The sequence below is a fragment of the Streptomyces sp. NPDC001153 genome (assembly GCF_053598315.1).
The window spans coordinates 51508-76640 of the sequence record NZ_JBSFJZ010000025.1 but is presented as its reverse complement, the minus strand read 5'-3'; the positions used below and the strand labels follow the sequence as shown (position 1 = coordinate 76640).

The following is a 25133-nucleotide window of genomic DNA, read 5'->3' as shown; positions in this document are numbered from 1 at the left end:
GCGTCGGTGCGGCAGCGCCGGCGCTGGTCGTCGACGCGCTCGGTGTGACCCTGTGCGTCCAGGAACTCCAGCAGCGGTACGGCGACCCGCCGGGTGGTGTCCAGCGCGCGGCGGGCCTCCTGAAGCGTGAACGGCTGGGGCAGGGTGCGCAGCACGGCGGCGGCCTCGGCGTCGGCGCCGGGCAGCAGCACGATCCCGTCGGCGATCCGCAGCAGCGCACCGGCCGTGACGGCGGCGGCCAACGCCCTGCGGTCCAGGCCGAGTTCGGCGAGCTGGCCGGCCTCGGGGGCGCGGAAGGGCGTACGGGCGAGGTCCTCGCGCACGGCGTCCACGGCGGCGCGGACGGGCGGGGGCAGGGCGGGGCGAAGGCCGTCCGGGCGGTACAACCGGCCTTGCTCGCTGCGGAGTCGGGGCGTGGTTTCGGTCAGGGCGTCCACGAGGGCGCGATCCGGCAGACCGAGCAGCCGGCGGGCCGCCTCGGCGGGCAGGCCCGGCTCCAGCGGGTGTTCCCTCGCGTACCGGTCGACCTCCCCGGCCAGCCGGTCCTTCAGGGCGGTCCAGTAGGTGTCGTCCGCCAGCCAGTCCCCCGCGACGGGTTGGGCGGGGGCCGGGATGCCCATCGCCAGCAGGTCGGCGCGCCGGATCAGTTTGCGGCGGCGCAGTTCGGCGGCGCCGTCGGGGCTGCCGGTCAGGGTGGCGAGTTCGGCGGCGCGCGCCCGCCCGGCGCCGCGCCGGGTCAGCCGGGGCGGCCGTACGTCGAGGACGGTGGACCCGCAGGGCATGCGGCTGCCGCCCGGTTCGCGCAGCACCGCGCGGTCGCCGACCCGCAGCGGCAGACTCCGGGCGAGGGTGAGCCGGGCGGTGTCCTCGCCGAGCGGACGGACGGTGACGGGCACGGCGGCCGTGCCGATGTGCAGGGTGACGGAGCGGGGCAGGTCACGGACCGGCTCGCCGGTGACCCGTACGTCGAGCACCGCACTGCTCGGCCAGCGCTCCGGGGTCAGCAGCACCTGCCCCCGGCGCAGTCCGTCGGCCCCCCGGCCGTGCACGTTGACCGCCACCCGGGCCACCCCGCTGACCGCCGTCCGCTCCTCGCGCAGGGTCTGCAGCCCGCGCACCCGGAGCACGGCCGAGCCGTCGCCGGTGACGAGCCGGTCGCCGACGCGCAGGGTGCCCGCGCCGAGGGTGCCGGTCACCACGGTGCCGTGTCCGCGCACGGTGAAGGCGCGGTCGAGCCACAGCCGTACGTCGGCGCCGGGGTCGGGGTCTGTCAACTCGCCCGCCAGCCGTGCCAGTTCACCACGCAGCTCGTCCAGTCCGGCACCGGTGACGGCGCTCACCGCGACCGCCGGGACCTTGCCGAGGCTGGTCCGGGCCAGCCGCTCGACGGCATCGGTGCGTACGGCTTCGGGGTCGGCGAGGTCGCTGCGGGTCACGGCGAGGACGGCGTGCCGGACGCCGAGCGCGTCGAGGACGGCCAGGTGCTCCTCGGACTGGGGCTGCCAGCCCTGGTCGGCTGCGACCACGAACAGCACGGCGGGCACCGGTCCGGCTCCGGCCAGCATGGTCGGCACGAAGCGTTCGTGCCCGGGCACGTCCACGAAGGCGAGATGGTCGCCGTCCGCGCCGAGCCGCGTCCACACGAAGCCCAGGTCCAGGGTGAGGCCCCGGCGCCGCTCCTCCTCGTAGCGGTCGGGCTCCATGCCGGTGAGGGCCCGTACCAGCGCGGACTTGCCGTGGTCGACATGGCCGGCGGTGGCGAGCACCCGCATCACGTCCGCCTCTCCTCGGCCGGCCGGGCGCGGCGCACGGCATCGGCCAGCCGTGCGTCGTCCTGCTCGGGCACCGCGCGCAGATCGAGCAGGCAGCGGCCCGCCTCCAGCCGTCCGACGACGGGGACCGGGCCGGTGCGCAGCGCGGCGGCGTACGGCTCGGGCAGCGACAGCGCGGCGCTGGGCAGGGTGACGCCGGGGGCACCGCCGCCGCCGACGGTGGCGCAGGAGTCGACGGCCCGTACGGCGATGCCGTCGGCGGCGAGTTCGCCCGCGAGCCGGTCGGCGCGGGCGCGCAGGGCGGCCGGGTCGGCGGTGATGGCGAGGGCGGTCGGGGTGGGCGGGCCGGTGAGGGTGGCCTCCAGGGCCGCCAGGGTCAGCTTGTCGACGCGCAGGGCGCGGGCCAGTGGGTGCCGGGCGAGGGTGCGGACCAGGTCCTCCGCGCCCAGCAGCAGCCCGCACTGGGGGCCGCCGAGGAGCTTGTCGCCGCTCGCGGTGACGAGGGCGGCGCCCGCGCGGAGTTCGGTGCCGGCGTCGGGTTCCTCGGGCAGCGCCGGATGCGGGGCGAGCAGTCCGGAGCCGATGTCGACGACGACCGGGACGCCGAGACCGGTGAGTTCCGCGGTCCCGGCGGACCGTGTGAAGCCGGTGACGCGGAAGTTGGACGGATGCACCTTGAGCACGAAGCCGGTTTCCGGGCCGAGCGCGGCGGCGTAGTCGGCCGCGGTCGTGCGGTTGGTCGTGCCGACCTCACGGAGCCGGGCGCCGGTCGAGACGAGCAGGTCGGGCAGGCGGAAGCCGTCGCCGATCTCCACCATCTCGCCCCGGCTGACGACGATCTCCTTGCCGGCCGCGAGGGCGGTGGCGGCGAGCACGAGCGCGGCGGCGCCGTTGTTGACGACGTGCGCGGCCCCGGCGGACGGCACGCGCGTGTGCAGGGCGGCCAGGGCGGAGCGGCCGCGGCGGGCGCGTACCCCGGTCGGCAGATCCAGTTCGACGTCCGTGGGTCCGGCGGCCTCCTGGACGGACTGCCGGGCGGCGGCCGACAGCGGAGCCCGGCCGAGGTTGGTGTGCAGCAGCACCCCGGTGGCGTTGATCACGGGGCGCAGGCCGCTCGCAGTGGCGGGCAGCAGGGCGAGGGCCGTCGCGGGCACCTGCTCGGGCGGGATGCCGCCCTCCCGCGCCCGTTCCTGCGCCTCGCGTACGGCGGCCTTCACCACACCGGCACCGAGCCGCTCCAGCGCCGCCGACAGCCGGGGATCGCGCAGCAGGAGGTCGGTGCGCGGGATGCGGCGGCGGGCATCGGTGCCGTCGGGCGGCCCTACGGCGTGGTCCGCCGGCTGTTCGGATGTGCCGTCGCACGGTTCGGATGTCCCGTCGCGCCGTTTCACGTCAGCGGAGCGCGGCCGGGCCGCCCCGGTCCGCTGGTCCGCCGCGCTCGCCGTCCGCTGCTCCATGCCGCGCCTGTCCCTCCGGTCCGGCCCGGGCCCGTCCGGGCATCGCCCATCGTCCGTCCCCCAGTGCCCCCGACCGGCCGTTCGACACGCCGGGAGGGTGTTGGCGCCCGCCACCGCCCAGGTACTCGGCCCCGCATGAAGGACAAGGACCGCATGCACGACAACAGCCGTTCGCACGGCGAGGACCGCGGCCGGCCGGGTGAGGGCGCGACGGCCGCCGAACGGGCCGCACGCCGGCAGCGCGAGGCGAAGCGCGTGCCTCCGCCGAGCCGTTCGACTACCCGTACCCGGCCCGGTGCCACCGGTGCCGCGCACCCGCCGACGCCCACCCCCCGGGACGTCAGGTCGCGCAAGGGCTCCGCGGAGCCGGGCGGTGACGACGAGGGGCCGGTGAACCGGTCCGGCCGGTGAGGACCGTCATGGCGGTCCGGCGGGCCGGGGCGTGCCGGACTCACCGTCGGCGCCCTCGCCGTCCGGCTGTGCCCGCGGCGGCGGTGCTTCGCCCGCGGTGAGGTGTCCCAGGACCTCGACCAGTTCCTGGCAGGCCTTCTCCACCGAGCGCCGGGTGTTGCGCTGCTCGGTGATCAGGGCGGACAGCAGAAGCGCCGTCAGGGCCATCGTGCCGTTGAACGCCTGCAGCTTCGCCATGATCTCGATCCGGCCCAGCCCGGTGAAGGCCCCGGCACCGTCCGTCGCGGCGACCGCGGCCAGTACGGACGTCAGCAGCGCGCACAGCACACTGCCCACGAGCTGGAAACGCAGGGCGGCCCAGATGAGGAGCGGGTAGACGAGGAAGAGCGCACTGATCGAGCTGTAGACGGCCACCGGTACGAGACCGCAGGCGACGACGGCCAGCGCGGTCGCCTCCTTCCAGCGGGCCACGGGCGGCGGTCGGCGCGCCCGGTGCAGCAACAGCAGCAGCGGGGTGACGAGCAGCACTCCCATGGCGTCGCCCACCCACCAGGCCAGCCACACGGGCCAGAAGTTGTGCACGTCCAGCTTGCCCATGAGGACGAGGAGGCCGATGCCGACGCTCGCGCTGATCAGCATGGCGGTCAGCGCGCCCAGGAACACCAGGGCCACGCCGTCCCGCAACCGGCCGAGATCGGTGTGGAAGCGGGCCCGGCGCAGCAGGAGTGCCGCGCACACCGGCGCGAGGGTCTGCCCGGCGAGGGTGCCGAGCACGTCGATGCGGAAGGTGGTCACGGACATCACGGCGAAGAACGCACCGATCGTGATGCCGGGCCAGCAGCCCAGGCCGAAAATGAGCAGCGCGGCGACGGCGACGCCGGTCGGCGGCCAGATGGGGGTGACGACGGCGCCCTCGACGGTGAGTTCGCGCAGGAGTCCGAGCCGGGCCGCGCCGTAGTAGCCGGCCGCGACGGCCACCACCTGAACGGCGTAGCCGCCCGGTCGGCGCAGATCGTCGATACCCACCACAGCAGCAATCTCACACCGATGGCTCCGGCTCGGCGAGGCGAGAGTCGGTGCGGTCCGGCCCTCTGGCTGAATGACGCGGGGCTTCGCGTGACCGTCCGGGCCGGTGGGCGCCGGATCCGCGTCCGGCCCGTGGCCGGCCGCGCCGGTCACAGGTGGTTTCCGGGGCCGTCCAGGCCCACGACGAGCACGGCCGCGTCGTCCTCGTGACCGACGCTCTCGGCGCCCTTGATCACGGCGGCGGCCAGGGCGTGAGCCTCCAGGCCGGCCAGGGCCGCGACGCCGGCGAGGCGGACCACCTGCTCGAGGCCGTCCTCGATGTTCAGCGAGGGTCCCTCCACCACGCCGTCGGTGAGCAGCACGAACAGGCCGCCCGTGGTGAGCCGGTGCCGGCTCACCGGGAACTCCATGCCCCTGTCGATGCCGAGCGGCGGCCCGCCCTCGTCGTCGACGACGCCGGACTTGCCGTCCGCCGTGGCCCACACGAACGGGATGTGGCCGGCCCGGGCGCTCTCCAGCGCGCCGGTGGCCGGGTCGAGGCGCATGAAGATGCAGGTGGCGAACAGTTCGGTGCCCAGGGCCAGCAGCAGCTCGTTGGTGCGGGCCAGGAGTTCGCCCGGCTCGCCGGTCACGGAGGCGAGGGCGCGGAGCCCGGCGCGGACCTGGCCCATGAACGCGGCGGCCTCGATGTTGTGTCCCTGGACGTCGCCGATGGCCAGCCCGATCCGCCCGTCGGGCAGGGCGAACGCGTCGTACCAGTCGCCGCCCACGTTCAGGCCGAGGTTGGCCGGCGTGTAGCGGACGGCGAGGTGCAGGCCCGGTGCGGTGGGCAGGTCACGGGGCAGCATGCCGCGCTGCAGGGCGATGGCCAGTTCTACCTGGGTGCGCTGCAGCTCCGCGCGCTCCCGTGCCTGGGCGGTGAGCGAGCCGAGTCTGGCCAGCAGCTCGTCGCCTTCGTCCGTGGAGCGCTTGCGGGGCATGGATCACTTCCGGCGGGGCGGCGGTCGTGACGACCAGTCGCCTGAATTTTCGGCAAACGTCTAGATTTTACCTATACCGGATGATCTCGCCCCGTGGGCGTCCGTGGACCGGCCGCGGGTCAGCGCACCTCGGAGTCGATCCCGGTGACCACAGCGGGCCCAAGCGGTGCGCTCCGCTCGTCCAGTCCCGCGTCCTCGAGGGCGGAGCCCGCGAGCCGGCGCGCCTCCTGCTCGGCGTGCGGGCCGGTGTCCGCCTCGACGGTCAGCCGGAGGGTGAAGGTGTTGTCCTCGTTGACGCTGAGCACGTCCAGGCCCTCGGCGCTGCCCATCCGGGTGCCGTGCGGATCGGCGGGCCTGAGCGCCCTGGCCAGGCGCGTCCGGGTGTCCGTCCCGATGTCCGCGGTGAAGGTGCCGGGGACGGTGATCACGTAGGTCGTCATGATGGTCCTTTCCTCGGGCGTCCCCCCGCCTACCCCGATTCAGGACCTTCGCACAGTGCGGCGCCGCCCGGGTCCGTTCCCGGGCGGCGCCGTGAGGGGCGGTGGGCTCGGCGTCACGCACCGGTCGGGGCGGGGCCGAGCTGGTGGTGGATCACAGTGGGGAGTGGGCCACCACCGTCACGAAGGCGCCGAACAGCAGGGACATGGCGGTGAGGCCGCCGTAGACGACCACGGCGTGAGCCGGGCGGACCCGCCAGGTGCGGGTCAGTGCCCGGGCCATGGGGATCAGGAGCGGGAAGGCGGGCAGCAGGAAGCGCGGCTTGGAGGAGAAGGAACCGGAGCCGCCGACCACGAGCAGGACCAGGATCCCGGCGAAGACCACGAGGGCGAGAGGGGCGCGTTCCAGGCACAGCAGCGCGAACAGCAGCACGCCCGCCGCGACGATCACCAGGGCCGCCGGATAGACGGCACCGCCCCCGTGCAGCAGCAGGGCCTTCGTGAAGCGTGCCGAGCCGAGACCGAAGTCGAAGCGGGAGTCCCAGGCGCTCTGCACCTTGAAGTAGCCGCCGAGCAGGTCTCCCGTCTGGCTGCCCACCCAGAGCACGTAGCCGAGCCAGCCCAGCGGGGCCAGCACGGCACCGGCCCACACGCTCGCCGGGGCCCGGCCGCGCTGCCGCACGACCTCGTACGCGGCCGCGATGCAGACGGCCCCCGCCACCGCGAAACCGCTCGGCCGGGACAGGCCCGCCAGCGCGGCCAGTGCACCGGCCCACAGCCAGCGGCCCTTGAGCACGCAGTACAGGGACCAGACGGCGAGGGCCGCGAACAGCGACTCGGTGTAGGCGATGGTCAGTTCGACGGAGTGCGGCATCGCGGCCCACAGGGCGACCAGCGCGGTGGCGACCCCGCGGCCGTAGAGGTGGTGGCCGATGGCGTACACGCCGTACGCCGCCACGCCGGCGGCGATCCAGGAGATGAGCAGCGCGGCCTGGCCGGGGGTGACCGGCAGGACCGTGGTCAGCGCCCTGATCAGCCCCGGGTACAGCGGGAAGAACGCCCAGTCGCTCTGGACGGCGCCCTCCGGGGTGATCCAGATCTTGTGGCCGTAGCCCTGGGCGGCGATGTGCAGATACCAGCGGGAGTCCCAGGAGTGGGCGAGGCTCTTGACGAGGGGATGTCCTCTCACGGCGTTCGTGAGGATCACCAAGAGGATCCCGGCGAGCCGTACGGCCGCGAACAGGGCGAGGGCCGGGAGCGCCCCCTCGGGGATCCCGCGCCGGGCGATCCAGGGGAGCGTCGGGGGGCGAAGGGGTCGGGACGGGGCGGCCGACTCGGGCCGCGGTACTGAGGAGGTGCTCACTCTCTTGACCTTGGGCACGCCAGGTAAGACGGGCAATCCGCGACTCGGGTTTCTTACGGACTTCCACCCTGATTCAGGAATCGGTCAAGGAAACAGTGCAAATCCCTTACCCCGCCACCCCCGGAAGGAGCGGCTGAGAGGTGCGGTTAGCATATGAGCGCTCCCTAGCTCGAAAGATGGATCCGTGACTGTCAACGACGACTCGTTCACCAACTGGAAGATCCGCGAGGAGATCGCGGAGTCGATGATCCCGCTCATCGGGAAGCTGCACCGCGAGCGGGACGTGACCGTCCTGCTGCACAGCCGCTCCTTGGTGAACAAGTCGGTGGTCAGCATCCTCAAGACGCACCGCTTCGCCCGCCAGATCGCCGGCGCAGAGCTGTCGGTCACCGAGACCATGCCGTTCCTCGAGGCCCTGACCACCCTCGACCTCGGACCCTCCCAGATCGACCTCGGCATGCTCGCCACGAGGTACAAGGCCGACGAGCGTGGGCTGAGCGTGGCGGAGTTCACCGCCGAGGCCGTCGCCGGTGCCACCGGTGGCAACAAGATCGAGCGCCGTGAGCCGCGTGACGTCGTCCTGTACGGCTTCGGCCGCATCGGCCGGCTCGTGGCCCGCCTGCTGATCGAGAAGGCCGGCTCCGGCAACGGCCTGCGTCTGCGCGCCATCGTGGTGCGCGGCGGCGGCGCCCAGGACATCGTCAAGCGCGCCTCGCTGCTGCGCCGCGACTCCATCCACGGCCAGTTCCAGGGCACGATCACGGTCGACGAGGACAGCAGCACGATCGTCGCCAACGGCAACGAGATCAAGGTGATCTACGCCGACGATCCGTCGCACGTGGACTACACCGAGTACGGCATCCGGGACGCCATCCTCATCGACAACACCGGCAAGTGGCGCGACCGCGAGGGCCTGTCCAAGCACCTGCGCCCCGGCATCGAGAAGGTCGTGCTGACCGCGCCGGGCAAGGGCGACGTCCCGAACATCGTGCACGGCGTCAACCACGACACCGTCAAGCCGGACGAGCAGATCCTGTCCTGCGCCTCCTGCACCACCAACGCGATCGTCCCGCCGCTGAAGGCGATGGACGACGAGTACGGTGTGCTGCGCGGCCACGTGGAGACCGTCCACTCGTTCACCAACGACCAGAACCTGCTGGACAACTACCACAAGTCCGAGCGCCGTGGCCGCTCCGCGCCGCTCAACATGGTGATCACCGAGACCGGTGCCGCCTCCGCCGTGGCCAAGGCGCTGCCGGACCTCAAGGCGAAGATCAGCGGCAGCTCGATCCGCGTCCCGGTGCCGGACGTTTCTATCGCAATCCTCAACTTGCAGCTGGCCCGCGAGACCACCCGCGAGGAGGTCCACGACTACCTGCGGGAGGTGTCGCTGACCTCGCCGCTCAAGCGCCAGATCGACTTCATCACGGCGCCCGACGCGGTCTCCAGCGACTTCATCGGCTCGCGCCACGCCTCGATCGTGGACGCAGGCGCCCTGAAGGTCGACGGCGACAACGCGATCCTCTACCTCTGGTACGACAACGAGTTCGGCTACTCCTGCCAGGTGGTCCGGGTCGTCCAGCACGTGTCGGGCGTCGAGTACCCGACGTACCCGGCGACGGCGGTCTGATCCCTTCGTCCCTTCGCCGATACGCGTACGGCCGCCGACCGGGGTTCCCGGTCGGCGGCCGTCCTGCTGGGGCGCGTGCGGTCAGGCCTTGACGGGCTTGGCGCAGGCGCCCGCGGCACACGCACTCAGCCACTGGTCGAAGTCGGCGTCGTAGCGGGTGCCGATGCCGTCGTGATAGACGGCGTATCCGCCGGCGTAGTCACCGACGCGGAAGCGGGCGAGCATGCGCTGGAGGTCGTCGGGGTGGTTCTCGGCCATGTAGCGCACGGCGAGGTAGCCCCACGGGTAGGTGCGGATCACGTCGCTGTTGTCGTAGGTGCTCTCGAACAGGGTGCTCAGCTTGTACGTGTGCTTGGCGGCCTCCTGGATCGCCTGGTCGTCGGCGAGGCCGCGGTAGCTGTAGGACACGTACTCGGCCAGGCCCTCGATCCACCAGATGTCCGGCACCGAGATCTGCTGGTCGAAGGCGCCCTTCATGTCGTCGCGGCCGTCGAGGAAGTGCGTGTACTCGTGGTTGAGGTTCCAGATCCGGGCCGTGAATCCGTCGTCCGTGGGCTTCTGGTACATGATCGACGTGACGTGGTTGGCCGGGGCGGACGGGTCGCCGTCGAGGGTCATGCCGCCGTTGTCGGTGCTGATGCCGTAGATCGGGCCGGCGTAGGTCTGGTAGTCGGATCGGCTGGCGAAGACCACGAGCTGGATGGTCGACACGTACTGGCCGGGTATCGCTCCGTCGGCCTTCACCACGCCGCGGAAGTAGGCGCTCTGGCCCAGGACGCTGGCGCAGGCCGCGTCGAGGTCGGCGGCGGTCAGCGACTGGGCGAGGACGGTGACGTTCGTGTCGCACTGGCGGCTGACCGGCAGGACGGCCTTGGTCAGCTTGGCGGGCAGGTCACAGACGTCGTAGTAGGCGCAGTCGGTGCTGTCGTAGGCGTTCGCCTGGGTGGCCACGGCGACCCAGAGCCCGGCCGTGGGGCCGGTCATCGCGGTCTCGTCGAGCAGGTCCTTGGCCAACGGACGGACGGTTTCCTGAAGTTCGGGGTGCTCGACGTAACGGGCCAGGTTCATCCCGGCGTTGGAGTCCAGGAACGCCCGGTCGGTGCCGAGCAGGTCGGTGTTGGCGAGTGCGAAGTCGTGCAGGGTGTCGATGATGCCGGGGTCGGCCTCGACGGACTTGACGTAGTCGGGGTTCCAGTTGCCGCGCCACAGCGGTGTGTAGACGTCGTTGACGGCCCTGATCATGCTGTCCACGGAGTCGTAGGTGCTGTCGTAGTCGTTCAGCAGCCGCTGGTAGACGGACAGATAGCGGCCCTGCTGGTCGGCGCTGTCGGTGAGGATGACGGTCTCGCCGAGGATGTCGCCGTTGACCGCGGTCACATCACGCGCGTGCGGCCGGGCGAAGAAGGCGTCCAGGCCGGCCGTGACGGCCGTGGTCAGGCGGGCGGTGTACGGGCCGACGTCCGCGGAGTGGTTGAACTGCACGTAGTAGCCGGCCCGCAGGAAGAGGACCAGCTGTTCCAGGCCGCCGGAGTTGTCGCCGCGGTACAGCTTGGCGGTGCGGGTCCAGGCGGCCGCGACGCTGAGCATCTGGGCCTGGCGGAAGACGTCGTGCGCGTCCGTACCGGTCACCGAGAAGAGGGTGTTGACGCAGTCCGTGGACGAGGCCTTCACGAAGGACACGAGAGCGGAGCCGCTACGGCTGCCGAAGTCGCCCGGCGTGCAGGAGTCCGCCTTGGCCGCCCTTCGGGCCGGCTGGGCCGAGAGGGGCTGCAGGGGCGGGAGCCGGTCCGGGCTGAGCCGCCGGGCCTGGCTCGCGGGACGCTCGGTGACGGGGGTGGTCGCACCGATCGGCGACGGCTGGGACACGTGCTGCCGGGGCGCGGTGGCAGCGCGGGTGTGGGGCTGCTGTGGTGCCGCCAGCGCCGGGGTGGACAGCAGGCCTGCCACGGTGACACAGACGACCGCGGCACCGGCCATGCGTGCGGCCGTACGGGGGCGGCTGTGGCCGGGCATGCGTCTGGGCAGCGCGAAGCGATAGCGCATCTGGATTCCTCCACGAAGGGATGCGCCTCTGTGGGGAGTTGAGGCGTGTGAGGCACTGTCTCAGCGGGCCACCCACCCCAACAATGCCGTGTGACATAGCACATGCCACTGCCCGCGCATAACATCGCGGTGTGCCTTTGACTTGCCGCTACGCCCCCGTGACGCTCCAGGTGCGCGAGGCCCAGGCGCGCAGGTGGGGTGCCTGGGCGACGAGGTCGCGGTAGGCGGCGGTGGCGGACTGGGACAGTGCCTCCACGGCCTCGCCGGTGACGGTGTCGGGCCGCCATGCCAGCACATAACGGCACCACAGCGGGGAACCGGCCAACGGCTTGACCACGACGTGCGGGATCGGCCGCAGCGTCGGCTGTACGAGGGACACCCCGAGGCCGTCGGCGATCATGCTCTGCAACTGGGTCTGGTCGCCGAGGAACTCGTGCACGGTGACCGGCGTGAACCCGGCCGCCGCACAGGCGTCGTAGAACACCCCGGGCCACCCGGCGCCGTCGTCCGGCGTCACGAACCACGCGTCCTCGGCCAGGTCGGCGAGCTGCACCTGGGCGCACTGCCGCAGGCGGTGCCGGGCGGGCAGGGCCACGAACGTCGGCTCGGTGACGATCCCGCGGTGCCTCACCGCGCCCGAGTGGCGCAGCTCCATGCCCGGATAGTCGGCGGCGATGGCCGCGTCCACCGCGCCCTCCTCCAGCAGCTCCACGATCCGCGAGGAGGCGTAGACGCTGGTGACGGCGAGGGACAGCTCCGGCAGCCGGGTGCGGACGCGGGAGACCGTGCCGGACAGCATGGGCGAGTTGGTCGCCGCCACGCGCAGGGTACGGCTTGCTCGCCCGGCGGCCGGGCGGTGGCCGATGGCGTCGGCGCGGGTCAGCACGTCACGGGCCTGGGCGACGACCTCGGCGCCGTAGCGGGTGGGCCGCACTCCGCTCGTGCCGCGCTCGAAGAGCGGCTCGCCGAGGTGGCGCTCGATGCGCCGCAGCTGGGTGCTCACGGCGGGCTGCGAGTAGCCGAGCTGTGCCGCGGCGCGCCCCACACTTCCCGCGTCGGCGATCGCGCACAGCACCCGCAGGTGCCGCAGCTCCAGCTCCATCGCTCCACTCCCCGTTTCCGTCCACGGCCGGCCCCGGAAGACACGTCCGCCCCTCCCGGTGAGACCCGTGCTCACCGCCACCGCCGGCCGTGGTCGCGACCGGCGGACCGAAGCGTCGCACTCAGCCGCGCCAAGGCACAAGTCGCAGGTCAGCCGACCTCACGGGCACGCCGCTGCCGAGCACGAGCGGGGCGCGACCCCTTTCCATTTGCCTAAACACTTTAGGAAGTTTCATAATCGCTTATGGCAGAGGGGAGAAACGTCATGGCACGCGCAGGGCTGACCACCGATCGACTCGTCCGTGCGGGCGCGGAACTCGCCGACGAGGTCGGCTTCGACCAGGTGACCGTGTCGGCGCTGGCCCGGCGGTTCGACGTGAAGGTCGCGAGTCTGTACTCGCACCTGAAGAACTCCCAGGATCTGAAGACGCGGATCGCGCTCCTCGCCCTGGAGGAGCTGGCCGACCGCGCCGCCGACGCGCTCGCCGGCCGGGCCGGCAAGGACGCCCTCGTCGCGTTCGCCGACGTGTACCGCGACTACGCCCGCGCACACCCCGGCCGCTATGCGGCGACCCGCCACCCGCTGGACCCCGAGGCGGCGGCCGCGAGCGCGGGCGGCCGGCACGCGCAGATGACCCGGGCGATCCTGCGCGGCTACGACCTCGCCGAGCCCGACCAGACCCATGCCGTCCGCCTCCTCGGCAGCGTCTTCCACGGCTACGTCAGCCTGGAGACGGCCGGCGGATTCAGCCACAGTGCCCCCGGCTCGCAGGAGTCCTGGACCCGGATCCTCGACGCTCTCGATTCCCTGCTGCGCAACTGGCCCACCCCCTGACCCATCGAAACGCAGGCCGACACCATGCACACCACCCCGCTCACCCCCGACCTCGTGCGCGGCGCCCTCGATCTGGAACGCACCGCCCACGGACTGCTGCCGCACCGGCTGCCGGCCCGCGCCCGCACGCAGTGCGCCGATCCTCAGCTGGCCATGGCGGAGTCCCAGCCCTCCGGTGTACGGCTGGTCTTCCGCACCCGCGCGACCACCGTCGAGCTGGACACCCTGCCCACCAAACGGGTCTACGCCGGCGCACCGCCGCGCCCGGACGGCGTGTACGACCTGCTCGTCGACGGGCGTGCGGCCGGCAGTGGCCGGGGCGCCGGCGGCAACACGCTCACCATCGACGTGACCACCGGTACGGCCGAGCACCGGCCGGGCCCGGTCGGCACCGTGCGCTTCTCCGGACTGCCCGGCACCGTCAAGGTCGTGGAGATCTGGCTGCCGCACAACGAGACGACCGAACTCGTCGCCCTGCGCACCGACGCGCCCGTGGAAGCCGTACCGCACCAGGGCCGCAAGGTGTGGCTGCACCACGGCAGTTCCATCAGCCACGGCTCGGACGCCGCGAGCCCGAGCACCACCTGGCCGGCGCTCGCCGCGTCCCGCGGCGGGACGGAGCTGATCAATCTGGGGCTGGGCGGCAGCGCCCTGCTCGACCCCTTCACCGCTCGCGCACTGCGCGACACGCCGGCCGACCTGATCAGCGTCAAGCTCGGCATCAACGTGGTCAACACCGATCTGATGCGGCTGCGCGCGTTCGGTCCCGCCGTCCATGGCTTCCTCGACACCATCCGTGACGGGCACCCCGACACGCCGTTGCTCGTCGTCTCGCCGATCCTGTGCCCCATCCATGAGGACACGCCGGGCCCCAGCCTCCCGGACTTCTCCGCGCTGAGCGAGGGCCGACTGCGGTTCCGGGCCGCCGGGGACCCTGCGGAGAAGGCGAGCGGGAAACTCACCCTGGGAGTCATCCGGGAGGAACTGGCCCGGATCGTGCGCGAGCGGTCGGCGCAGGACCCCCGGCTGCACTACCTCGACGGCCGAGAGCTGTACGGCGAGGCCGACTTCGGCGAGCTGCCGCTGCCCGACGACCTGCACCCGGACGCCGCCGCGCACCGCCGGATCGGCGAACGGTTCGCGGCGCTGGCGTTCGCGCCCGGTGGCCCCTTCGGGGACGGCGCCGCCTGACCCGTACGGGCCGGCTCACACCAGGTGGGCGAAGACCACGAGGTTGTCCTTGTAGTCCTTCGCATCGTGGTCGTAGTCCCCCGCGCAGGTGATCAGCCGGACCTCGGGGCGCTGGGCATCGGCGTAGACGCGCTTGCTGGGGAAGTCGTCCTTGGCGAAGGTCTCGGCGTCGTCCACGACGAATGCGGCGTCGCGTCCGTCGGCGCGCTCCACGGTGAAACGGTCGCCGCGGCGCAGTTCGCCGAGGTTGGCGAAGACGGCCGGGGAGGTGGTCGTGTCGACGTGTCCGGCGATGATCGCGGTGCCCTTCTCACCCGGCGAGACGCCCTTGGCGTACCAGCCGACGAGATTGGTGTCGCCCGCCGGCGGGGGCTGGAGCTGTCCCGAGGAGCCGATGGACAGGGTGGTGAAGGGGGCGTCCACGGAGATCTTCGGGATGAGCAGACGGGTCGGTGCGGACCTGGGCAGCTCCGTGTCGGCCTGTTCCGGGTCGGTCTTCTGCGGATCGGCCTGCTGCGGGTCGGCCTTCTGCGGATCGGTCTGCCGTGGATCCACCTGCTGCGGGTCGGTCTGCCGCGGGTCGGTCTGCTGCGGGTCGGTCTGGGTGGCGGCGCTCGCGCCCGCGGCACGCGACGCCGGCGGGGAGCCGTCCGAGGTGCGGTGGCCGCCGAACACGCTGACGGCGACGAGGACGATCGCCACGCCCCACAGCGTCAGCCGCCCGCCACGGCTGGAACTCCGCCCGTCCGCCTGCGGCTCCGCGGAGGTCGGGGAGGAGGGATCTGCTGCCATCGGACACCACCTCACTAGGGGAAAGCCAGCGGGTGCGGGCCGCCGACACGGTGGGCGCGTCGGCGGCGGCCGCAGCCTCTCGATGGGGTCGTTCGGTCAGGACGCCGGCTGGCCGGCCTTCTTGCGCCGCAGCATGTACATGCCGCCAGCGCCTACGGCCAGCACGGCCAGGCCGCCCGCAGTGACACCCGGAGTGGCGAGCGCGCCGCCGCCGGTGTGCATGCCACCGCGCGGCCTCTCGTGGCCGCCGTCCCGGCCCTCGTCCCGGCCGCCGTCCCGGCCCTCGTCCCGGCCGCCGTCCCGGCCCTCGTCCCGGCCGCCGTCCCGGCCCTCGTCCTGGCCGTTGTCGTCGCCACCCGAGCCCCAGTCGTCATGGCGCAGCGTGGCGAGCGCACCGCCACCGGTGTGCACACCGCCGTGCGGCCCCTCGTGTCCGCGGCCCTTTTCGTGGCCGCCCCGGCCCTGGTCGCGGTCGCCCCAGCCGCCGTGATCGTCGCCCCGGCCATGGCCCTCATCGCGGCCCTGGTCCTGGTCCCGGCCGTGACCCTCGTCGTCGCCCCGGTCGCCGCCGCCCTCACCCCGCACCGCGGACAGCGCTCCGCCACCCGTGTGGACTCCGCCGCGCGGCCCCTCGTGTCCGCGGCCCTTGCCGTGGTTGTCGCCGTGATCATTGTCGTGACCGCGACCCGAGTCGTCGTCGCGGCCCTGGTCGTTGTCGCGGCCCTGGTCGTTGTTTCCGCCGTGGTCCTCGTCGGACCCCTGGTCGTGATCCTGGCTGTAGGCGGAGTCGTCGCGGCCTCCGTCGTCACCCGCGGAAGCGGCGAAGGCGGCACTGGGCGCGCCGAATGTCAGTGCGGCTGTGGCGGCCGCCGTGGCCAAAAGCATGCGGGCAGAACGCATAGCGATGTCCTTCCGCCGTGGCCGGGCAGCGGATCCCTCATCAGCTGGACAGACCCGGCCTCGACATGAACCACCGTCAGGGAGTGCGCAATCTCCCACCATCCGAGCCACCCAGCCGGGTCACCGCGCCACCCGTCTGCCCCAGCGATTACGCCACGCGGCGCCCCGTCCGGGCGAATCACCCGGCGCGTCGCGCCGCCCCCAGACGCTCGAGCGCCGCACGCCCCGCCCTCGCCCACCCCGGCTGCCCGCCGGGCAGACCCCGCTCGTAGGCCCTGCCGATCCCCAGCAGTGACAGGGCCCGCAGCACGGCCCAGCCCCGGGCGCGGCGAAGCGTCGCCTCGTCAGCCGTCCCGTACGACCGGAAGAACCACGGAACCGCCCCCGACGGCAACAGCAGCCACACGGCCGAGAGATCGGTCGCCGGATCACCCGCACAGACGTCCCCGAAATCGAGCACACCGGCGAGGCTGCCGTCCGCGACGACGACATTGGCCGGGTGGAGATCGCCGTGCAGCCAGACCGGTGCTCCGGTCCACTCGGGCGCCGCGAGTGCCTGCTGCCAGATGGAGCACACGTCGGACAGCTCCGCGTCGGTCAGCAGGTCCGCGACGGCCCCGAGCCGCTCCTCGAACTCGGCCGCACGGCCGGAGAGCAGTCCTCCGCGCACATCGTTGACCGGTGCCCCGGCGGGCGCGGCCCGGTGCAGCGCCGCGAGGAAGGCGGCGAGCCGGACGGCGGCATCGTCGCCGCGCGTGAGGACCGCCCTGTCGCCGGGTTCTCCCGGGACCCAGGTCACGACGGCCCACGGGCGCGGGAAGGCGGCCGAGGGCGCACCGGTGCGCACCGGTACCGGTACCAGCAGGGGCAGCCGTGGGGCGAGCACGGGCAGCCACCGCTGCTCCTTGCGCAGAAGGTCCGGGGCGCGGGGCGTGCGCGGCAGCCGTACCGCCAACTCGCCTCCCACCCGCCACAGTTGGTTGTCCCAGCCGCCCGGCACCCCACGCACCTCCAGGCCGGCGAGATCCGGGTGCTGTGCACGCAGCAGCGAGCGGACGAGGGAGTCGTCGATGTCCATGGCGTCCTTCCGGCGGGAGTCCTCGCAAACTAGCCGACCACCCGAGTCCGGTGCTTCACCGAGGCCACACGGCTGCCCGTCGGCGGCGGGCGGGAAATCCGGCCGCCACCCCTTGTTATGACTGCCGTCATAACGCAGTCTGGTGCCGACAGCACGCGACAGGTCGCAGCGGTGGGAGGAAGCGGTGGCGGACGCGATGGCGCGGGCCCTGTGGGAGCGGTACGAACCGGTGCACGACCTCGTGTACTTCGCGCCCGAGGTACGCCGCACGGCGGACGCGCTCGGGATGCGCGGCTTCTGGATGGGGTACTTCGCGCTGCGCGCCGCACCGCTCGGCGCGGTCCCGCCGTCCGTCGTGACGAGCTGCTTCTACGTCTTCCACCCCGCCCGGGTGGCCCGGGCCCTGCCGGACGCCTGGACGTACGCGGCTCCCGCCGATGTGCTGGCGGCCCGCCACGACGCTCTCGACGCGGCCATGACCGGCCTGTTCGGACCGGACACCGTCGGCTCGGCCGAGTTCGCCGAGGCCGCCGACCTCGCCTGGGAAGCGGCTGCGGCGGCGGACACCGCGGGCCGCGTACTCGCCGCTGCCAACCAGGCGCTGGAGCGCCCGGACCGCCCCACCGCGCGGCTGTGGCAGGGCCTGACGACCCTGCGCGAGCACCGGGGCGACGCGCATGTCGCGGTGCTGGTGGGTCAGGGACTCGGGCCGGTCGAGGCGATGGTGCTCAAGGCGGCCGCCGGCGAATCCGACGGGGCGTTCCTGCGGGAGACGCGCAGGTGGGAGCTGGCGGACTGGGATGCGGCCGGGGTAGGCCTGCGCGAGCGGGGTCTGCTCGATGCCGGCGGGGCGCTCACGCCGGCGGGAGCGGCCGTGCGCGCGGAGGTGGAGGCGCTGACGGACGCGGCGGCCGAACGACCGTGGACCACCCTCGGCACCGACCGCACCACGCGGCTGGCCGGCCTGCTGGATCCCCTGGCCCACATGGTCGAGTCCTCGGGCCTGCTGCCGCCGGGCAATCCGGTGGGTCTGACCCGGGGAACGTATCCACCCGTCCACTGACCGGCCCCCGGGCGGCCCGTCGGCGATCGCCCCGAGGACCGCACCCGCTCGCCCGCCGACCACCTCCCACCGAACCGGCCGGCACCGCCCCGTCCCGCAACCCGTCCGACCGGCGACCGCACCCCGGCCGACCCGTCGGGAGCTGCACCACGGAATCCCCCGACGACCGCTGACCACCGCCCGGCCCAGCCCGCCGGCGACAGCCCAGCCCACACCCCACCCGGCCGACCACCACCCCCGGCCGACCCATCGGGAACCACGCCCGACGTCCCATCCCGACGACCGCTGACCACGCTCCAGCCAGGCCGTCAGCAACAGCCCGGCCCCAGAACCCAACCTGCCCACAACCGCACCCCGGCCGACCCATCGGGAGCTGCACCACGGAATCCCCCGACGACCGCTGACCACCGCCCGGCCCAGCCCGCCGGCGACAGCCCAGCCCACACCCCACCCGGCCGACCACCACCCCCGGCCGACCCATCGGGAACACACCCGATGCCCCACCCCCGGCGACGCGCGCCCGCACCGCGGGGCGCGTCGCCGGGGGTGGGGGGCGCGCCCCGCACCGCTACCCTCTGCTCTCCGGCAGAGCCGCCGGAGCCCCGCCCGGGATTGCCGGGTCGGGGGCGCCGTACGGACAGCCGGGTGGTGCGGGTTACCAGGTCACCGGTAGCCGCTCGGGGATTCGCTTCATGAAGCCCGTGCGCCAGACCAGTTGGCCCGGGGGTACGGCCAGCGCGAGGTCCGGCAGGCGGTCGAGGAGGACCTCCAGGGCGATGCGGGCGTGTGCGCGCCCGAGTGCGGTCGCGGGACAGTAGTGGGCGCCGCCGCCGAAGGAGAGGTGGTCGGCTGTGTTGTCGCGGTGGACGTCGAAGCGGTGCGGGTCGGGGAACTTGTCCGGGTCGAGGTTCGCGCCCTCGACCAGGACGAGGACGAGTTCGCCCTGCTTCACCCCGACGTCGCCCAGCCGGACGTCCTCCAGGGCGAGACGCGGCAGGGCGTCGCCGATGGAGAGGTTGACCCGGAGCAATTCCTCCACGCCGGGGCCGATCAGGTCCGGGCGGTCGCGCAGGAGGTCACGGGCGATGGGGTGGGTGAGCAGGTAGACCAGGGCCATCGCGAGGAAGCCGGAGGTGGAGATCACGCCGGCGCCGAACATGGTGACCCCGACGGTGGCCAGCATCTCGTCGGTGAGGTGGGCGTAGTCCGGGTCCTCGCGCAGGGCAGCGAGCTCGCCCATCAGGCCGTGCGTCGCCGGGTCGTCGAGCAGGGCCGTCATCCGGGCGAGGTCCCGGTCCCAGTTGATCTTCGCACCGGTGATCGGGCACGGCGAGTTCATGAAGGCGATGTCGAGGCTGCGCAGGAAGCCCGGGGCCTCACTCTGCGGGATGCCGAGGATGCGGCAGTGCATGCCCGCCGAGTACGGCTCGCAGAAGGCAGCGCGCAGGTCGGCCGTCGGTCCGTCGGCCAGCAGCCGGTCCACCAGCCGGTGCGCCTCCCCGCGCAGCCACTCCATCAGGCCCGGCGACTTCGGGTTGAGCGCCTTCAGCACCGCCCGGCGCAGCCCGGCCCCGGTGATGTTGCCCATGTTGTTCACGACCTCGGGCGGGATCGTGAGCGCGTACTGCCGGGGGACTCCGGGCGCGGAGGTGTCCTTGAGGGAGAACCGGTCGTCCTTGAGGACCTGGGCGCACAGGTCGTACGACGACACCAGCCAGGCCTCGTCGCCGGCGATGGTCCGCACGCGCCGTACGGGGGTGGCGGCGCGCAGGTCCTCGACCTCGGCGGGAACCCTGGTGCCGTCCCAGGAGAACGGGAAGTCGAGCAGGGGCGGGTGGTCGGCGCTGGCGCCGGGAGCGGTGGTCATGCGGCGGTTCCTTCGAGGGCGGCGGCGGGGGTGACGATGGCGTGGCCCTGGTTGCGGGAGGCGCGCAGGCCGGCGCCGCGGGAGTACAACAGCTCGGCCATCGGCAGCAGTTGGTGGTAGCAGTTGAGCGAGGAGGGCACCTTGAGGATGGCGGGGGTGTCCAGGAACAGCGGCGCCTCGGCGCACACGTACTCCAGGCACACGGCCCGCTGCCGCTCGGTCAGTGTCTCGCCACGCGCACTGAGGAAACGATTCACCAGGGCGTCGCAGACGCCCCGGAAGGCCCCGTCGGAGGCCAGGCGCGCCTGGAGCTGCCGGTGGATGTCCTGGTAGGCGGGGTTGGTGCGGAACTCGGACATCGGGTGCCAGTCCATCCGCAGGCCCTCCGGGTCGGCCGCCGACACCGCGTCACGGACCTTGGCGCGCACCCCGCGCAGGTTCTTCACCGCCTTGCGCCGGGCCTCGTCCGGTGGATAGCCGGACGCCTCGTACATCTCGGCGACGTACAGGTCGGTATAGACGAAGTCGACCCTGTCGAAGTGGTCCAGTCCCCAGCGGGCGAGGTCGTGCAGGCGGCGGGCGGAGAAATAGCTGTTGCCCGGGGACACACCGATCACGGCGTGCGCACCCTCGCCCAGGATGACCTTGCAGTGGGAGGTGTACGGCTGGACTTCGAAGACGTCGGCCATCAGCACGGATGCTGTGGTCAAGGGGGATATCCTCCGCCGCGCGCTAGTCCCGGCGGGGCCCTGTGCCCCTGGTGTGGCGACGCGGCGCCCTCACGCTAGCGGTACGGAATCAGCACGGGTAGTTACCGCCTGGGTTTGGCTGAAAACAGTCGTATCAATGGTCGAAGTCGCCTACCACCGGCCTCTGTTGCGGGACGTACGCTGGGGCCGTGGTCGACCGACACGAGGATCGCGAGGATCCGGGGCAGGTGGCGTCCCGGCTCACCGGACGCCCGGTCACCGGCGCACGGGCGGTCTCCGGATCGCCGGCCGAGGTGACCCTGGACGGCGGCACGCCCGTGATGGTCAAGCGGGGTGACGCTCCGGGGGCGGTACGCGCGGAGGTGGCGGGCCTGCGCTGGCTGGCCGCGGCGGACGCGGTCCGGGTGCCGGCGGTACTCGGTCACGACGAACGCTGGATGGTGACGGAGCGGGTGCCCACGGGGCGGCCGGACCCTCAGGCGGCGCATCGTTTCGGCCAGGCCCTGGCCGCCCTGCACGCCGCGGGTGCTTCGGATTTCGGAGCTCCGCCGCCCGGCGGCCCCGTGGACGCGTTCATCGGCCTCGCGCCCATGCGCAACACGCCGGGCACCGACTGGCCCGGCTGGTACGCGGAGCACCGGGTGCTGCCGTATGTGCGCGGCGCGGTCGACCGAGGCACGCTCCGCCCGGGCGAGGCGGCCGTGTTCGAGCGGGTCTGCGCGCGACTGCCCGACCTGGCGGGACCCGCCGAGCCGCCCGCGCGGCTGCACGGGGACCTGTGGAACGGCAACGTGCTGTGGGGCGCCGACGGCGAGGTCCGGCTCATCGACCCGGCCGCGCACGGCGGGCACCGGGAGACGGACCTGGCGATGCTCCAGCTCTTCGGCTGCCCCCACCTGGACCGGGTGTTCGCGGGGTACGAGGAGACGGCACCGCTCGCGCCCGGCCGACGCGACCGAGTGGCCGTGCACCAGCTGTTCCCGCTGCTGGTCCACGCCGTGCTCTTCGGACGCGGGTACGCCGAGCAGGCTCTGACGGTGGCGCGGACCGCGCTGTCGCTCGCGGGGTGACCACCCTTTTCCGTCGCGGCGACGCAACGTCTTGGGCTTCATCGGCGTCATCGGCCATGCAGGCACGCCGTCCTGCGGTGCTTTTGTCCCCCCTCCGACCTGCGGTTACTCAGCGTGAGGAAACCAATCACCCGTTCGATTCGTATAAGGACGTGAAAGCCTAATCAGGGAGAGACCATGCAACCGTTCACGCTCAACTACGCGCGCCCCGCTGTGCAGTTGGACGTCACCACTCCGTACGCGTACGACTCCGGACTGCAGTTGAACGTCCTCCCGGACGGGCGGATCGCCGCCACCGACCACGCGACCCTGAGGGCGCTGGGGACCACGACCTCGACGGCGGGTTCCAAGACGCACTTCGACGACTGAACGCGGGCCGTGGAAGATGACCGTGCTCATTCTGACCAGTGAAGAGGACGTGACGGCGGACATGGTGGTCCTCCGGCTGGGCGAGGCCGGTGTGCCCGTCGTCCGGCTCGACCCCGCCGATCTGACCAACGGGGTGGCGCTGTCGGGCGAGTACGTGCGGGGCGCCTGCCGCGGGCATCTGTCCGTCGGCGGGCGTCTGGTGAGCATGGGCGGCCTGCGCTCCGTCTGGGTGCGCAGGCCCGGCGACGCCGCCGCCCGCGCCGCCCAGCCGTCGGCCTGGCTGACGGAGGAGTCGTCGCAGGCGCTGTACGGCATGCTGCGCACGACCGGCGCGCGCTGGATGAACCATCCGGACGCGGCCCGCCGCGCCCGCCACAAGCCCTGGCAGCTGCATCTCGCCCAGGACAGCGGCCTCGCGGTGCCGGCCACGCTGATCACCACGTTCCCGCAGGCGGCCCGGGAGTTCGCGGAGCGCTTCCCGGATCTGGTGGTCAAGCCGGTGTCCGGCGCGCATCCGCAGGAGCCGCCGCGCGCGGTGCCGACCAGCCGCGTCGCACCGGACACCGACTTCTCGGCGGTGGCCTTCGGCCCGACGCTGCTGCAGCGGCGGATCGCCAAACGGGCCGACATCCGGCTCACCGTCGTCGGCGACACGCTCCTGGCCGCGCGCAAGCCCGCCGACTTGGACGCCCACCCGGACGACGTGGACGTCCGCTTCGCCCCGTCGGTCTCTCCCTGGCTCCCGGCGGATGTGCACCCGCGCGTCGCCGAGGGCGTACGGCGGTACATGAGGGGCGCGGAACTGGCCTACGGCGCATTCGACTTCGCCGAGGACGCCGACGGGATCTGGTGGTTCCTGGAGTGCAACCAGTCGGGTCAGTTCGGGTTCGTCGAGATGGACACAGGTCAGCCCATCGCCGCCACGATCGCCCAGTGGCTTGCCGCGGACGGGGCTGCGGACGGCAGGTGTGGGCAGGGCGGCCGGAGCGCAGCATCTTGAGGGTGCGGGGATCGGCTCGGAGAAAGGAACGCCACATGCGTATCGGACTGCTGGGGACGGGCCCATGGGCCCGGGCGGCGTACGCCCCCGCTCTCGCCGGGCACCCCGGCGTGGAGTTCGCCGGGGTGTGGGGCCGCCGCCCGGAGGCCGTCACCGCGCTGGCCGAGAAGTACGACGTCCCCGCATACGACGACGTGGACGCGCTGCTGGCCGGCGTGGACGCCGTCGCCGTGGCCCTGCCGCCGTCCGTGCAGGCCGAGTTGGCGGTGCGGGCGGCCCGGGCGGGCCGTCATCTGCTGCTGGACAAGCCGCTCGCGGTGTCGGTGGCCGAGGGGCGGGCCGTGGTGGACGCGGTCGAGCGGGCCGGGGTGGCCTCGGTGGTCTTCTTCACCGCGCGCTTCCAGAAGGAGCCGGACGCCTGGATCGAGGAACAGGCGGCCGTGGCTGGCTGGTTCACGGCACGCGCACAGTGGCTGGGCGCCGTGTTCACCTCCGACAGCCCGTTCGCGGCCTCGCCGTGGCGCCGCGAGAAGGGCGCGCTGTGGGACGTCGGCCCGCACGCCCTGTCGGTGCTGCTGCCGATCCTCGGCGACGTACGGCAGGTGGTGGCGGCGGCGCACGGTCCGGCGGACACCGTGCATCTGGTCCTCGACCATGCCACCGGCGCGTCGAGCACGCTCACGCTGAGCCTGACGGCGCCGCCGGCGGCGGCCGGAGCCGATGTGGAACTGCGCGGCGAGGCAGGCGTGGCGCTGATGCCGGGGAGTTCCGAGGGGGCGGTCCCCGCGCTCGCCCGCGCCACCGACGTCCTGCTCACGGCCGCCCGCACGGGCCGTCCCCATGCCTGCGACGCCGCGTTCGGCCTCCGTGTCACCGAGATCCTGGCGACGGCGCAGGCCCGGCTGGCGGACGGCAGGGATCCGAGCCCGACCGACTGACCGGTGACGGGGGCCGACGGACGCCCGGTGCCCCGTGCCCCGTTGCCGATCGCCCGGCAACGGCGGCGGTGGCGGCGCCGTCGGCCGTGGACACCGGCGCTCGGGGTGAGACGCATGGCTCCGGCTCGCCCCGAGGCCCGAAGCCGGGACCTCAGGCGCCGATGATGTCCGTGAAGCCGTGCCCGGCGATCTCCTCTCCCGCGAGCGTGCCGGTCACCTGGCAGGCACCGGTGTAGGCGCCCTGCGTGGCGAACAGCTCACGACGTGTGATGTCGAGGGACGCGTCAAGGCTCGGAACGGTCAGCACCCAGTGCCCGTCCCGGTCGGTTCGCCGGGCCTGGGTGATCAGGTGTGAGCCGTCCGGGCCGAGCTCGGTGAGCCAGCAGGTGCCGTCTCCCACCCCGTCCCAGACGCTCATGTAACGGCCGGCGCCGAGGTCGAGTCCGAGCCAGGTGAACCGTGGTGCCTCGGTGGCCCCGGAAACCCACTGGCGGTCGAACCAGGTGCGTCCGCCGACCTGGTGGGTGACCCCCTCCACGGTGATGGTTCCCGACGTGGTCAGACCGGGCAGCGCGTACTGCCCCGTCGTCCCGCCGAAGAAGGGGAACACCCCGGCGCCGCCGTTGTAGAGCACGGGGCCCTCGCGCCGAAGGGTGAGCCGGATCGAGGCGGCGTCCGTGGCACCGGCTGTCTCCAGCTCGTCCAGGTCCCCGCTCAGGCTCAGGATCGACGTCTGCACGTCGAGCGAGTCCGCCGACACCGTCACGCCGCCCGTAGCCTCGATCACGTGCTTGTCGCCGGTGCGGCCGTCCGGTTCCTGGAGCAGCGCGACCGTGCTGAGACAGGCGCCGTTCATCTCCATGGCGTGGATCTTCACCCAGAAGACCTTCTCGTGGTCGTGCAGTCTGGCGCTGAACCACCAGGAGTCGGCGTCGACGGTCGCGCTCGCGGCGAGTCCGCCGGCGGCGTCGATCAGTGTGGGGCGGGTCGTGGTCATGCAAACTCCTGTCACCGGGAGGCCGTTGACGGCCGGTCTCCTTGATCAACAGTAGAACGTCCGGTGAACACGCCCGCCGGCCATGGCAAGCCCGCCTCGCCGG

At 73.0% G+C, this 25133-nt stretch carries 22 protein-coding genes and 1 pseudogene; 9 read left to right on the top strand and 14 right to left on the bottom strand.

Translation table 11 applies throughout. The features are described from left to right. Positions 1–29: 29 nt before the first annotated feature. Positions 30–1772, bottom strand: a pseudogene (locus ACWDEN_RS27045) (SelB domain-containing protein); the annotation flags it as partial. Further along, positions 1772–3229, bottom strand: a complete 1458-nt coding sequence (gene selA, locus ACWDEN_RS27040) for an L-seryl-tRNA(Sec) selenium transferase (protein ID WP_450860321.1) — start codon at positions 3227–3229, stop codon at positions 1772–1774. The gene selA and the pseudogene ACWDEN_RS27045, both read right to left, overlap by 1 nt. Before the next feature lie 135 nt (positions 3230–3364). On the opposite strand from selA, the gene ACWDEN_RS27035 reads away from it, so the two are divergent. Continuing rightward, complete coding sequence (locus ACWDEN_RS27035; protein WP_450860320.1) at positions 3365–3640, top strand: hypothetical protein; 276 nt, start codon at positions 3365–3367, stop codon at positions 3638–3640. Between the two features lie 6 nt (positions 3641–3646). On the opposite strand, the gene ACWDEN_RS27030 is transcribed toward ACWDEN_RS27035, so the two are convergent. The 4 genes from ACWDEN_RS27030 to ACWDEN_RS27015 form a co-directional block, all read right to left on the bottom strand. Next, the gene (locus ACWDEN_RS27030) at positions 3647–4669 is read right to left on the bottom strand and encodes an MASE1 domain-containing protein (RefSeq protein ID WP_351621643.1); all 1023 of its coding nucleotides are present in this window, start codon (positions 4667–4669) and stop codon (positions 3647–3649) included. Positions 4670–4815: 146 nt separating this feature from the next. Further along, complete coding sequence (locus ACWDEN_RS27025) at positions 4816–5646, bottom strand: PP2C family protein-serine/threonine phosphatase (RefSeq protein WP_450860319.1); 831 nt, start codon at positions 5644–5646, stop codon at positions 4816–4818. A 119-nt stretch (positions 5647–5765) separates the two neighbouring features. Further along, entirely contained in the window at positions 5766–6086 is a 321-nt protein-coding gene (locus ACWDEN_RS27020; RefSeq protein WP_351621637.1) for a hypothetical protein, read from the bottom strand. A 151-nt stretch (positions 6087–6237) separates the two neighbouring features. After that, entirely contained in the window at positions 6238–7446 is a 1209-nt protein-coding gene (locus ACWDEN_RS27015) for a glycosyltransferase family 39 protein (RefSeq protein WP_351621635.1), read from the bottom strand. Between the two features lie 184 nt (positions 7447–7630). On the opposite strand from ACWDEN_RS27015, the gene ACWDEN_RS27010 reads away from it, so the two are divergent. Then, entirely contained in the window at positions 7631–9076 is a 1446-nt protein-coding gene (locus tag ACWDEN_RS27010; protein WP_351621633.1) for a glyceraldehyde-3-phosphate dehydrogenase, read from the top strand. 81 nt (positions 9077–9157) lie between these two features. Here ACWDEN_RS27010 and ACWDEN_RS27005 read toward each other — a convergent pair whose 3' ends face one another. Continuing rightward, a complete protein-coding gene (locus ACWDEN_RS27005; protein ID WP_450860318.1) occupies positions 9158–11119 on the bottom strand; it encodes a collagenase in 1962 nt (653 codons plus the stop codon). Between the two features lie 148 nt (positions 11120–11267). After that, positions 11268–12221 carry a LysR family transcriptional regulator gene (locus ACWDEN_RS27000; protein ID WP_351621628.1) on the bottom strand — a complete coding sequence of 318 codons (954 nt, stop codon included), beginning with the start codon at positions 12219–12221 and terminating at the stop codon, positions 11268–11270. Between the two features lie 264 nt (positions 12222–12485). On the opposite strand from ACWDEN_RS27000, the gene ACWDEN_RS26995 reads away from it, so the two are divergent. Both ACWDEN_RS26995 and ACWDEN_RS26990 read left to right on the top strand, forming a co-directional pair. Next, positions 12486–13055: a TetR/AcrR family transcriptional regulator gene (locus ACWDEN_RS26995; protein WP_351621625.1), complete on the top strand. Its 570-nt coding sequence runs from the start codon at positions 12486–12488 to the stop codon at positions 13053–13055. A 24-nt stretch (positions 13056–13079) separates the two neighbouring features. Continuing rightward, positions 13080–14246, top strand: a complete 1167-nt coding sequence (locus tag ACWDEN_RS26990) for a GDSL-type esterase/lipase family protein (RefSeq protein ID WP_450860317.1) — start codon at positions 13080–13082, stop codon at positions 14244–14246. Positions 14247–14261: 15 nt separating this feature from the next. On the opposite strand, the gene ACWDEN_RS26985 is transcribed toward ACWDEN_RS26990, so the two are convergent. From ACWDEN_RS26985 to ACWDEN_RS26975, 3 genes are all read right to left on the bottom strand, one after another. After that, positions 14262–15038: a class F sortase gene (locus tag ACWDEN_RS26985; RefSeq protein WP_450860316.1), complete on the bottom strand. Its 777-nt coding sequence runs from the start codon at positions 15036–15038 to the stop codon at positions 14262–14264. 96 nt (positions 15039–15134) lie between these two features. Beyond that, positions 15135–15938 carry a hypothetical protein gene (locus ACWDEN_RS26980; protein WP_450860315.1) on the bottom strand — a complete coding sequence of 268 codons (804 nt, stop codon included), beginning with the start codon at positions 15936–15938 and terminating at the stop codon, positions 15135–15137. Positions 15939–16116: 178 nt separating this feature from the next. Continuing rightward, the gene (locus tag ACWDEN_RS26975) at positions 16117–17016 is read right to left on the bottom strand and encodes an aminoglycoside phosphotransferase family protein (RefSeq protein WP_450860314.1); all 900 of its coding nucleotides are present in this window, start codon (positions 17014–17016) and stop codon (positions 16117–16119) included. Between the two features lie 142 nt (positions 17017–17158). Between ACWDEN_RS26975 and ACWDEN_RS26970 the strand changes: the two genes are divergently transcribed. Then, entirely contained in the window at positions 17159–18079 is a 921-nt protein-coding gene (locus ACWDEN_RS26970) for an SCO6745 family protein (protein WP_450860313.1), read from the top strand. Positions 18080–18734: 655 nt separating this feature from the next. Here the strand turns inward: ACWDEN_RS26970 and ACWDEN_RS26965 are convergent. Together ACWDEN_RS26965 and ACWDEN_RS26960 are read right to left on the bottom strand one after the other, a co-directional pair. Then, positions 18735–19946 carry a cytochrome P450 gene (locus ACWDEN_RS26965; protein WP_351617997.1) on the bottom strand — a complete coding sequence of 404 codons (1212 nt, stop codon included), beginning with the start codon at positions 19944–19946 and terminating at the stop codon, positions 18735–18737. Then, positions 19943–20656, bottom strand: a complete 714-nt coding sequence (locus ACWDEN_RS26960) for a tRNA-dependent cyclodipeptide synthase (RefSeq protein WP_450860312.1) — start codon at positions 20654–20656, stop codon at positions 19943–19945. The genes ACWDEN_RS26965 and ACWDEN_RS26960 overlap by 4 nt, the downstream gene beginning before the upstream one ends. 227 nt (positions 20657–20883) lie before the next feature. Here ACWDEN_RS26960 and ACWDEN_RS26955 point away from each other — a divergent pair, with 227 nt between their 5' ends. From ACWDEN_RS26955 to ACWDEN_RS26940, 4 genes are all read left to right on the top strand, one after another. Continuing rightward, positions 20884–21726 carry a fructosamine kinase family protein gene (locus ACWDEN_RS26955; RefSeq protein ID WP_351617999.1) on the top strand — a complete coding sequence of 281 codons (843 nt, stop codon included), beginning with the start codon at positions 20884–20886 and terminating at the stop codon, positions 21724–21726. 177 nt (positions 21727–21903) lie between these two features. Next, complete coding sequence (gene tgmA, locus ACWDEN_RS26950; protein ID WP_020938095.1) at positions 21904–22095, top strand: putative ATP-grasp-modified RiPP; 192 nt, start codon at positions 21904–21906, stop codon at positions 22093–22095. Positions 22096–22111: 16 nt separating this feature from the next. Next, positions 22112–23095: an ATP-grasp ribosomal peptide maturase gene (gene tgmB / locus ACWDEN_RS26945; protein ID WP_351617992.1), complete on the top strand. Its 984-nt coding sequence runs from the start codon at positions 22112–22114 to the stop codon at positions 23093–23095. Between the two features lie 35 nt (positions 23096–23130). After that, a complete protein-coding gene (locus ACWDEN_RS26940) occupies positions 23131–24033 on the top strand; it encodes a Gfo/Idh/MocA family protein (protein WP_450860311.1) in 903 nt (300 codons plus the stop codon). A gap of 151 nt (positions 24034–24184) precedes the next feature. On the opposite strand, the gene ACWDEN_RS26935 is transcribed toward ACWDEN_RS26940, so the two are convergent. Beyond that, positions 24185–25030: a lipocalin-like domain-containing protein gene (locus tag ACWDEN_RS26935; RefSeq protein ID WP_450860310.1), complete on the bottom strand. Its 846-nt coding sequence runs from the start codon at positions 25028–25030 to the stop codon at positions 24185–24187. Positions 25031–25133 lie beyond the last annotated feature (103 nt).